The 7,956-nt window shown below is 33.8% G+C and carries 11 protein-coding genes; all 11 read right to left on the bottom strand.

Translation table 11 applies throughout. The features are described 5' to 3' along the window. Positions 1-193: 193 nt before the first annotated feature. Complete coding sequence (locus ACESZG_RS17940; RefSeq protein WP_004613734.1) at positions 194-442, bottom strand: helix-turn-helix domain-containing protein; 249 nt, start codon at positions 440-442, stop codon at positions 194-196. A 1-nt stretch (position 443) separates the two neighbouring features. After that, entirely contained in the window at positions 444-863 is a 420-nt protein-coding gene (locus ACESZG_RS17935; RefSeq protein WP_044998991.1) for an RNA polymerase sigma factor, read from the bottom strand. Between the two features lie 293 nt (positions 864-1,156). Continuing rightward, a complete protein-coding gene (locus ACESZG_RS17930; RefSeq protein WP_055057969.1) occupies positions 1,157-2,161 on the bottom strand; it encodes a sensor histidine kinase in 1,005 nt (334 codons plus the stop codon). Beyond that, a complete protein-coding gene (locus ACESZG_RS17925) occupies positions 2,158-2,817 on the bottom strand; it encodes a DNA-binding response regulator (RefSeq protein ID WP_055057940.1) in 660 nt (219 codons plus the stop codon). The genes ACESZG_RS17930 and ACESZG_RS17925 overlap by 4 nt, the downstream gene beginning before the upstream one ends. Before the next feature lie 58 nt (positions 2,818-2,875). Then, positions 2,876-4,843 carry an ABC transporter permease gene (locus ACESZG_RS17920; protein ID WP_055057939.1) on the bottom strand — a complete coding sequence of 656 codons (1,968 nt, stop codon included), beginning with the start codon at positions 4,841-4,843 and terminating at the stop codon, positions 2,876-2,878. Continuing rightward, positions 4,833-5,603 carry an ABC transporter ATP-binding protein gene (locus tag ACESZG_RS17915; RefSeq protein ID WP_003061398.1) on the bottom strand — a complete coding sequence of 257 codons (771 nt, stop codon included), beginning with the start codon at positions 5,601-5,603 and terminating at the stop codon, positions 4,833-4,835. Before ACESZG_RS17915 ends, ACESZG_RS17920 begins: the two co-directional genes overlap by 11 nt. 166 nt (positions 5,604-5,769) lie before the next feature. Then, the gene (locus ACESZG_RS17910) at positions 5,770-6,000 is read right to left on the bottom strand and encodes a hypothetical protein (RefSeq protein WP_003060191.1); all 231 of its coding nucleotides are present in this window, start codon (positions 5,998-6,000) and stop codon (positions 5,770-5,772) included. A 15-nt stretch (positions 6,001-6,015) separates the two neighbouring features. Further along, a complete protein-coding gene (locus ACESZG_RS17905) occupies positions 6,016-6,345 on the bottom strand; it encodes a DUF3784 domain-containing protein (RefSeq protein WP_009243023.1) in 330 nt (109 codons plus the stop codon). Positions 6,346-6,359: 14 nt separating this feature from the next. Next, positions 6,360-6,569: a helix-turn-helix transcriptional regulator gene (locus tag ACESZG_RS17900; protein WP_005342572.1), complete on the bottom strand. Its 210-nt coding sequence runs from the start codon at positions 6,567-6,569 to the stop codon at positions 6,360-6,362. 1 nt (position 6,570) lies between these two features. Continuing rightward, positions 6,571-6,885 carry a DUF6442 family protein gene (locus tag ACESZG_RS17895; protein WP_009243022.1) on the bottom strand — a complete coding sequence of 105 codons (315 nt, stop codon included), beginning with the start codon at positions 6,883-6,885 and terminating at the stop codon, positions 6,571-6,573. 144 nt (positions 6,886-7,029) lie between these two features. Continuing rightward, positions 7,030-7,941: a conjugal transfer protein gene (locus tag ACESZG_RS17890; protein ID WP_055273910.1), complete on the bottom strand. Its 912-nt coding sequence runs from the start codon at positions 7,939-7,941 to the stop codon at positions 7,030-7,032. Positions 7,942-7,956: the final 15 nt, after the last annotated feature.

The raw sequence follows: 7,956 nt of genomic DNA, 5'->3' as shown, positions 1-7,956 counted from the left end.
GGCAGCCAATACTGTGACTGCTTTATAGTGATGCTTTCATAATTGTTGAAAACATTTGTTGTCAAGGTTCAGTTTTTTGCTACGTGTTTTATTTTCGTAGCAAAGAGCTGTGGCGAAAGCGTGTTGCTTTCATGTAAAAGCAGGGCAGAGCAGGAAAGAGGGGAACATTAAACCATGCTCTGCTAAAAACTGCTTATTCTTCTTCGATTTCTAAGGCAATATCAAACCCTAAAATCATTTTGATAAGTGCTTCTCGGATAAGTCCCTTTAACTCCATATCTACAACAATATAGACATTGCCGTATTCATCATAGAGTGGGCGCAAACAGCACTTTGATATGTACGGGTCATAAAATGCCAGTATTTTTTCAATCGCTTTTTCGTCCCCGTCCATTGCTTGCGAAAGCAAATAGTAGGACGGCTTCTTAAATGTTTGCTTCATTTTACTGCTTCTCCTTTAGTATTTTTTTCATAGTTTCCAAAGCATGATGTCGGTTTCTAAATACACCGCTTTGCGTAATCTTTTGTAAGTTGGCAATTTCACTTTCTGTCATTTCCAAGAAGTAATACATTAACAGAGTATTTCTCTTTCTTTCTGGAAGTTTTTTCAAGGCTTCTGCCAGCTCATCATCAAGGACACGAATATCAATGCCACATACTGAAAAGATTGTATAATCTGTTTCGTAGTCATCCCACACAGCAAAATTTTCAACGAAAATTTCTGGAAGTTCACAGAATGGAATTTCTTTATCTTTTCGTCGTTTCAATCCTTGTTGGTAGTCCTTTACAATATGACGGACAACTTTCTTCAAACAACTTTCAAAGCGACATTGAACTGTTTTCTGGAAGTCAGACGGTTTCATCAATCTCACCCCCTTTCCACTATGATTTGAAAAGTGTTTATCCCTCTTTCCGCACCATATAGGGAATGAAAGGTGTGATTTAATGACCTCTTTTGAAAAATTTTTAAATTTTTTTCGGGTATGAAAAAAGCCCGCACAAAACATATAGTCTGTACGAGCCTTTAAAGCTAAAACATATTCAATTTTTAATAGTGTGCTATTAGGTGGAATTTGATTGCAAAGAATTGTACTTAAAGCTTTCCATAATGCAAGCCCCCTTAAAGCACCGTATCAATGTTGGCATGGTTTTCAAATTACTCTGAAAAATTATGAACTGTTCCTTTTGGAAATGTAATGGTCAGTCTTGTATATTCTTTTTCCGTAGAAGCAATATCCAATTTCAAGCCCAACCTATCGCATAATTTTTTCGATAGATACAGTCCCATACCCGTTGCATTTGCCTTGTTTCTATTTGAACCCGTAAAACCTTTTTCAAATACACGGGATAAATCAGACGCTTTTATTCCACAACCATTATCTTCAACCACAAGTAATATATTTGTACCATTGTCTTGACTGTATATCGTCAGCTTATTTTCTTGCTTATCAAAATACTTAATCGCATTTTGCACGATTTGAGATAGAATGAATGTCAGCCATTTTTCATCAGTATAAATGACATTTTCTATGTCATGGATATTGATAATTGCTTTTCTTTCCATAAGCGAATGACGGAATTTCAGAATGACATTATGTATCACTTCGTCTAACTGCAACTGTTTTACAAAATAGTCCTTTTCCGTATTTTCGCTTCTTGCATAGTAGAGCATTTGTTCCACTAACTGAAATATTTTGTCTGTTTCTTTTTTTAATGTGTAATTTTTTGTATTGTCAAACGTCAAAGACAATGCTCCTATCGGTATTTTAATTTCATGGACGAAACTTTCCACATATTCTTGATAGTCCTGCTTTTCCTCTGTGATTTTGCCGATTTCATCATTCATAGATTTGCAGGCTTTTTTTAGTGCGTAGCAATAGGCTTTATTTTGAAATTCTTTTGGCTTTGGTAAAACGTCTGCAATATAATAGGTTTCTTCCAGTCCGTCTACTAAATCAATAATATGTTGTGAAGCGTTACGTTTCTTCCGATACAAACACCATTGAAAAAGCCCTTGTATGCTGATGAACAGAATTACCAGCGATACAACAAACAGCGTATCTACACCGTAGAAAATCAAGAGAAATGCTACTACGGCAAGAAAGAAAAGCTGAAACAATATCTCTGTTATTTTTTCTTCTAAGAATGTAAAAAAACTCACAGTTTCCAACCCTTTCCTCGTATATTTTCCAATAAATGAACAATACCGATTTCTTTCATTTTCTTTTTTAGACGGGTCATATTAACCAATAATACATTTTCGTCTATATAATATTTGTCATTCCACAGCTTTTCCAATAGTTCTTCTTTGCTAATAACTTTATCTTCGTTCATAAAGAAGTAGTACAAAATACGAAATTCATTTCTTGTCAGTTCAATGCTTTGCTCTTGATACTTCAAAATGGATAAATGTAAATCAAGGGTACAATCTTTTTTGACAAGCTCACGGAAATTACTCGGGTTTGACAACTGCAATGCACGCTTGATCTTCTCAAGAAGAATAAGCGTGTCATACGGCTTTGTGATGAAGTCAATTCCGCCCACTTGAATACTTTTCAATTCGTCAGCATTTGTATCTCTGCTTGTTACAAAGATAATCGGTACTGGCATGACTTGTTTTATTTTCCTGCATACTTCGTAGCCATTCTCATACGGCAGGTTAATATCAAGCAGAACCAGTTCTATGGAATATTGCTTTAATTCCTCTGTCAGATTTCCAAAGTCAGTCAATAAAACTGTTTCATATCCTTGTGTGTTCAATAGTTTAGAAAGCTCCAAACGAGTGATTTCATCATCTTCGATAATCGCTATTCTCATTTCAACACCCCCTTGATTTACCATTATAATAATTCCACAGCAGGAGAGCTAGAAAAATCTAACTCTCCTCATTGATATTTCGTTTGAAACCGATATACGTCGCTATCCAGTAAATACTATAAATTAGGAAGAAGATAATTAAATTCAAGCCAAAGTACATTAGATAAAGGTGTTTATCTCCCAAAATTTGTTGATACACATTATTCAATGACGACATCATCACAAAAGAACACAATATTGCTGATATTGCAGGGACACAAAATAATATCAATAATTGTTTTCTGATTGTCTTAAATAGCGACTTATCATTTATTCCTAATCTTCGCAAGGTCAGGTAGCGATATTTGTATTTAGTAGAGTCGCTCAATGATTGAACTGCCAAAATTGTTCCTACTGCGGAAATCAAAATAAATGCAATGTACATAAACAGACTGACTACTATTGCAACCATTGCTTTTTGTTGTTCTATTTCTGCACCTCTTACGTTTACTCTATACGACTCATCATTTATTTCTCCATTTTCATCAACCTTTACTAATTGATGTTGCATATCTTCTTTTATCTTATTTTCTAATTCTGCGTCTGTATCTTCTTTTGTATCTATAATCAAATGATTTTCTGATACTTCAAGTCCTTGAACATATTTATCTGGAAGTACAACAACAAATCTGCCAGTATTAGTTATAGAGTTCCAATAAGACTTAGTGTCATATCCTTTTAATTTCAAATTTTTATTTGCTACTGTTATGGTTTCAATGTCTTTGTTATCTTCAACCTCATATGCAAACTTGCTATTTGTAACTATATAGTATTCGTTATCATTTAAAGAAAGCAACGGCATCTTTCTTAATTCTAGTAACCTATTATAATCACTTAACTTCAAGACTGGGTCAAAATCATAATATTCTGATTGGAAGAATTTTTGTACCTGATGATTCGGCTCTTTATAAATGTCGTACTCAATGGTATTATCAATCGTATATTCTTCTTCAATTACTCGAATATATTCATCAAATACCTGCTTATCATCAAAGAGTTGTATATCATATGGTGCATTTAAATTCACGCTGATATCATACGAAGCTTTGTTGATACTAGAATAATTCAGAGCCAGCAGTGAAGTTAAAATCAACATAGACAATGTACCAAATGTGAAGCTCATTGTTCTTGCTTTAGAAGCAAATGTTCTTGCTACAAACAGATTGTCATTTTGATATTTCATTTTTTTATTCTTTAACAAAACAGTCAAGAACATATCTGCACAAGTTGTAGATATACCATAAATGCTGATAATCAACATGATTACGCTTACCATCAAACAGGTGAGTGTTTCTTGCTTATTAAAATTATCCATAGTACAACGTGAATTCCAGAGAAAAAGAGAAATCACACCAAGAATAATACTTAAAACAAAAATGACATTTCTTTTTTTACTGTCACGGAACATTTTCTTTTCATTTTGTTTATCAAAGTAAAGAAAATCACGTATCGTCATTTTACTTATTCTTCTTAATAGATTAAGTAAAACCAAAACATAAATAGTTAAAAAATAAATTATCAATAGTCCAATAGAAACAAAATTCAAAGAAATAAAGAGAGTTTTTGGAATACCCAGTAAGTTTACAATTACTAACGACACAAACTGGCTGAATAAAAAGCCAATAGGAATAGCTAATACAATTGCTAAAATTCCCAACAGTATGTTTTCAATTACAACTAAGTGGGCAATTTCTTTTTTCTTAATGCCAAGAAGCATATATGTTCCTAATTCTTTACTTCTTTTTTCAAACATAAATTTCGTTGTATAGTTGATCAAAAAGCATATCACAAAAATAATAAGAATATTTACAGCGAACAATGAATTCTTAAATGCATCCATACTGGAACATAACTTTACAATTTCATCAGAATTTGCCACCAAATTAAAAGCAAATATAAGAGAAAAGGATGCAGTAACGGTTATCAGATAAATCAAATAATCTTTAATATTTCTTTTTGTATTTCTATACGCTAACTTACCTAACATTTCCCACTTCACCTCCGAGCAAGGTTAATATATCCAGTATTTCATTGAAGAAATCTTTTCTGCTTTTTTCCCCTCTGAAAATTTCATTGAATATTTTACCGTCTTTCAAGAACAAAATACGTTCACAGAAAGACGCACTAAACGGGTCATGTGTTACCATTAAAATAGTAGCCTGCATTTTCTTGTTGATTTCAGACATTGTTTCCAGTAATAATCTGGAAGCTTTTGAGTCCAAAGCTCCCGTCGGTTCATCAGCTAAAATCAGTTTCGGTTCATTGATTAAGGCTCTAGCACAAGCACAACGCTGTTTTTGTCCGCCAGAAACTTCATAAGGAAATTTCGATAAAATATCACGAATACCCAATTTATCGGCGATAGCATGAACTCTTTTCTCAATATCAGTAGGGTTCTGTTTGTTGATAACCAATGATAAAGAAATGTTTTCTCCAATCGTTAAAGTATCTAAAAGGTTGAAATCTTGAAAAATGAACCCTAAATTTTCACGTCTGAAATCAGCAAAATCTTTATCCTTGATTTTGGTAATATCTTGATTATTGACTGTAATGTGTCCGCTGGTTACAGTATCAATCGTAGAGATACAGTTTAATAGGGTAGTCTTTCCAGAACCACTAGCTCCCATGATTGCGACAAATTCGCCCTTATCTACATACATAGAAATACCGTCTACTGCCTTTGTGATATTTCCAGAGTTACCCCCGTAGTATTTTTTTACTTGCTCTAAATTTAAAATGTGTTCCATTAAAAATCGCTCCTTTCTTCCTGCCACATTTATTTGTTTTGGAATACAATTAAATTATAGCAAGGGCAGTATTCAATTACACTTACAGTTTTGAAAGTAAACAGAGAGTAAAAGAGCCGTGATAATGCAGATCACAATTTTGTGAAGCATTTCCACGACCCTTTTATTATAATTTTGCCTTTGTCTTTTTCGTAATGATATAAATATATTCTTCTGGTGTAGGGCGTTTATTCCCAAAATACTTTTTGAAATTTGCCTGCACCTCTGGGTCGGTGCTATTCATAGCTTCATCAATCGTAGCTTCAATATCCGCCCGAACATCAGCCAATGATACACCGCCAGCTTTTGCACCAGCTTTCAATGCCTTTTTTATATCTCTTTTGTTCAGTCCTATCATATTCATACCTCAATTCTACTTTTTAAAGCTAATAAGTTTTCCATTGTATTTTACAATGATGAATATGATATAAAACACTCCTACAACAATCAAAATAAGACCTATGTAATAGCCTAATTCAGAATGAGAGATTAAATTGATAATCGGCATAACAAGAATACCAATACTAACCAGTAAAGTGCCTATTCCTATTTTTTTTGTAAACACCTTTTTATCTTTAGGGTCAAGTTGTGTATAATGATAACCATGTAATAAAGTAATATTCTCTTTTATTCCTATTTGATAAGATATAAAAAGTAAAAACAATCCTATAACTATTTCAACAATCAATTCCTCTAATTCCATAATCGTTCTCTCCTTTAATCAAAATAAAATAATTCTTCAAATTTTTTATCTAAAGCTATACAAAGCACTAATGCCAATTTTGCTGTTGGATTGAATTGTCCAGTTTCAATAGAACTAATTGTATTCCGAGAAACCCCGACTAGTTCAGCTAATTCTGTTTGTGATAATTTTTTTTCTTTTCGTACAGTTTTTAATCTGTTTCGCAAAATTAAATGTTCGTCCATTCTATAAACCTATCATTAAAAATTTATAAAAGTAATACCCCATAAATAGAAGAAAGAATAAAGCAATAACAAATTTGGATTTATTTTTTGAAATATGTGCTTCATAACCCATAGAGCCAAATGCCACAGACCCAATAATTGTCATTATGTCATAGTAGGGTTCTTTACAAACTGCTTTAATGAGAAGAATTAAAATGCAGATAAATAAAACAAACATTAAGCCAAAAGATTTCCCTTGAAGTTTAATATGTTTTTCGTATTCATCAAGATATAGATTCTCTTTTTTGTTTTGTGATAGTATTTTTTCTTTATCCATTATATAACGCTCCTTTCAAATAATACCAAGTACACTTGTCATTTATATTATAGCATTCGGTCATTACAAGTCAATATTTTTGCACAGTTTTCTTGTCGTTTTGTAAAAGCGTGCAAATCTGATAAGAAATGCACGCTATATCATTTATCCTACAATCTTCCAGTTACTATCCTTATGTAGCACAAGCTCATACTGCGATACCTGCGTAGACTTTGTCTGATTATCAATGAATTTTACCGCAACCTTGACTTTCACATTGTCGCCGTCCTTTATAAAGATAGGGTTTACCAGTTCAGAATAAAGGTAGTCCCTGCCGATAGGTTCAATCACATTTCCCAATACATAGTAAGCAAGCTCTTTTTCCGTCGCTGTTGGGTACAGCTTAAAGAATGTTTCCAGAAAAGCGGTAGCGTCATTTACCGTATCAGCGTCCACGCTTGCGTCTGCTTCTGGTGTCTTAGGCTCATAGTCTGATTTTTCAACTGCTGGTGCAAGGGTAGGGTTTTGAACGATTACCATATCCCCGTCTGCGTCCACATAGACTTTTACAGTATAGGTTGCTTTCACATTGCTTGTCTGTTCTCCCTCTTTTATCTGCTGATCTACTTCGTAGGTAGCAGAAAAAGTGTCCGCTCCCGATTGCTCGATATGCCATACAATCACATCTGTAACCGTGGAGCTGGTCGGTATATCGGTTCTAATGGTGTCTACATTTAAGTCCTGCAATTCCTTTGTCAGATAACCGCTGATTGCCTGCGTCCTTGCTTCGATAGCTTCTTTGCTGTTATCCCATGTGTAATAGGACTTCGCAAAGTTTTTCACGAAATTTTCTATCCCGTTGGTGTCCTGCAAGCGAAGTTCAATGATTTCTTTTTCATGGGTGGTGTGCTGGTCGATAGCCGTAAAATTCTTATACACCCCAAAGCTCACGCTTGCGACAAGCACCACCCACAACGCAATCACGGTTTTCTTATGTGTGCCTACCTTGACAGTACGCACCTTTTTTTCTTTTGGTTCTTTGATAGTTTCTGTCTGTTTCTTATTCTTCTTAAACATATTTTTCAAGTCCTT

This window comes from Blautia sp. Marseille-P2398 (assembly GCF_964240315.1).
GTDB classification, from domain to species: Bacteria; Bacillota; Clostridia; order Lachnospirales; family Lachnospiraceae; genus Blautia_A; species Blautia_A wexlerae.
Note: the sequence above shows the minus strand (reverse complement) of the source record. Positions and strands in the feature narration are given on the sequence as shown.

Coding starts and splice junctions, on each gene's coding strand:
- ACESZG_RS17940 (WP_004613734.1), bottom strand. CDS start 442: ATGAAGCAAACATTTAAGAAGCCGTCCTACTATTTGCTTTCGCAAGCA.
- ACESZG_RS17910 (WP_003060191.1), bottom strand. CDS start 6,000: ATGATAGGACTGAACAAAAGAGATATAAAAAAGGCATTGAAAGCTGGT.
- ACESZG_RS17900 (WP_005342572.1), bottom strand. CDS start 6,569: ATGGACGAACATTTAATTTTGCGAAACAGATTAAAAACTGTACGAAAA.
- ACESZG_RS17905 (WP_009243023.1), bottom strand. CDS start 6,345: ATGGAATTAGAGGAATTGATTGTTGAAATAGTTATAGGATTGTTTTTA.
- ACESZG_RS17895 (WP_009243022.1), bottom strand. CDS start 6,885: ATGGATAAAGAAAAAATACTATCACAAAACAAAAAAGAGAATCTATAT.
- ACESZG_RS17915 (WP_003061398.1), bottom strand. CDS start 5,603: ATGGAACACATTTTAAATTTAGAGCAAGTAAAAAAATACTACGGGGGT.
- ACESZG_RS17925 (WP_055057940.1), bottom strand. CDS start 2,817: ATGAGAATAGCGATTATCGAAGATGATGAAATCACTCGTTTGGAGCTT.
- ACESZG_RS17890 (WP_055273910.1), bottom strand. CDS start 7,941: ATGTTTAAGAAGAATAAGAAACAGACAGAAACTATCAAAGAACCAAAA.
- ACESZG_RS17935 (WP_044998991.1), bottom strand. CDS start 863: ATGAAACCGTCTGACTTCCAGAAAACAGTTCAATGTCGCTTTGAAAGT.
- ACESZG_RS17920 (WP_055057939.1), bottom strand. CDS start 4,843: ATGTTAGGTAAGTTAGCGTATAGAAATACAAAAAGAAATATTAAAGAT.